This is a genomic window from Drouetiella sp., from assembly GCF_059504425.1.
In genome coordinates, this window is sequence record NZ_JCACIN010000094.1 from 19,204 (window position 1) to 21,580 (window position 2,377).

1 protein-coding gene is annotated in these 2,377 nt (G+C 55.3%); it reads left to right on the forward strand.

The genetic code is table 11. The annotated features are described in order from the left end of the window. A partial coding sequence (locus AC5JMP_RS22380) for a Calx-beta domain-containing protein (RefSeq protein WP_495853713.1) occupies positions 1-2,136 on the forward strand: 2,136 nt, incomplete at its 5' end. Positions 2,137-2,377: the final 241 nt, after the last annotated feature.

Sequence of the window (2,377 nt, forward strand, 5' to 3'; positions counted from 1 at the left end):
GATGCCTTTGTCGGCAACCTTGACGGCAACACCTTGTTTTATCGCAACAATGGCACAGCATCTGTCCCCAGCTTTGCCGCACCCAGCCCCAACCCCTTCGGGCTAAGCGATGTCGGGAATTTGAGCAGTCCCACCTTGGTCGATATTGATGGCGATGGCGACCTCGATGCCTTTGTCGGCAACCTTGACGGCAACACCTTGTTTTATCGCAACAATGGCACAGCATCTGTCCCCAACTTTGCCGCACCCAGCCCCAACCCCTTCGGGCTGAGCGATGTCGGGAATTACAGCAGTCCCACCTTTGTCGATATCGATAGCGATGGCGACCTCGATGCCTTCATCGGCAACGTTGACGGCAACACACTGTTCTTCGAAAATGCCCCTACCGTCAGCGTCACCGCAGGCAGCAACGCCGCCGAACCAAATACTCCCGGCAGCTTCACCCTCACCCTCAGCCAAGCCGCGCCCGATGGCGGCATCACCGTTAGCTACAGCCTCAGCGGCACCGCCACCAACGGCAGCGACTACACCGTACCGGCAACCACCACCATCGCCGCAGGACAAACCACCGCCACCGTCACCGTTACCCCAATCGACGATGCCTTGGTCGAGGGCACCGAAACCGTTACCCTGACCCTCACCGATGCCGCCCGCTACAACCTGGGAGCAACCACTGCCGCCACCATCAACCTGACCGACAACGACATCATTCCTGTAGTAACGATCGCTGCCACCGATGCCAGTGCGGCTGAGGCAGGCAATAACCCTGGCACCTTCCGCTTCTCGCGTACCGGGTCTACCGCCAGTGCCTTGACGGTAAACTATGCGATCGCTACAGGAGTGGGTCAAGCTATCGGTGTTGACTACACTCCCGTCTTAACCGGCAGTGTGGTGATTCCTGTCGGGCAGACCTTCTTCGATGCCACCCTTACCCCGGTCAATGATGCTCTGATTGAGGGCAATGAAACCGTCACTCTGACCCTGATTGATGCTCCAGCCTATGACCTGGGTGCTGCTGCCACCCAAACCGCTACAGTGACGATCGCCGATAACGACACCGCAGGCTTCACTCTCTCGAAAACCACCGCTACCGTCTCTGAATCGGGCACCACCGATAGCTTCAGCGTGGTTCTTAACGCTCAGCCCACTAGCAACGTAGTGTTCTCCATAACTGCCAGCGATGCGACTGAAGCCAGTGCTGCTCCTGCGACACTTACCTTCACTAATGCCAACTGGAACGTTGCTCAGAATGTCACGATTACCGGAATTGATGATGCCCTGATCGATGGCACTCAAACCTCAAGCGTCACCGTCAGCGTGGTCGATGCCAGCAGTAATAATGCCTTTGATGGGGTGGCTGACCAAGCGGTGAATGTCACCACTCTAGACAATGACCTGCCTAGCCTCAGCATCAACAGCGTCAGCGTCGCCGAGGGCAACAGCGGCACAACAGCAGCCACCTTCACCGTGACGCTATCCCAAGCCGTGAGTCAAGCCGTCACCGTCAGCTATGCCACGGCAAACGGCACGGCTACCGCTGGAAGCGATTACACAGCGATACCACTCACACTGCTGACCTTTAACCCAAATGACACTGAAGAGACAATCACGGTGAACATTACTGGGGACACTACCTTTGAACCTGACGAAACGTTCACGGTGACTTTGGCAAGTGCTACGGGAGCGACGATCTCTCAATCTACAGGTACAGGCACGATCCTCAATGATGATGCCGTGCCGATTAATGTCATCAACGGTACGGCAGGACGAGATACGTTAGTCGGAGGTACGGGCAGTGACTTGATCACCGGATTTGCCGGAGCCGATGTGCTGAGTGGGGGAGGCGGCAGCGACCAGTTTGTTTACACCAATATCCGGGACGCAGGGGATACGATTACCGACTTCACCGTGGGTCAAGATCAGATCGTATTGACGCAGCTTTTGCAAAGTCTGAATCTCAATCTCAGCTATGCCAGCGCCACCAGCAGCGGTTACTTAGCGTTTGCGGCTCAAGGCAGCAATACGGTGGTGCAGTTTGATGCGGATGGCACCGGGGCAGGACGGGCAAGTGCGCTGGCAATCGTCCAGAATCTCTCTCCAACCACTCTCAATAGCAGCAGTAACTTTGTGGTTTAGAGGATGTTTGAAAAGTGCCGATTGCGACTCGAACAGCCCCCTAAATCCCCCAATTCTGGGGGACTTTGAACAAGAATTGGCTTGAAAGTCCCCCAGAATTGGGGGGTTGGGGGGCGAATGCAGAACTTTTGATACTCTTCAAACATCCTCTTAGACGGCATTGAAGAGCGTTTCACTGAAATTTATATATAGCGCTACGAGAACGAGTTAGGACATTATTGTAGAGGTAGAGAAGCGTTCA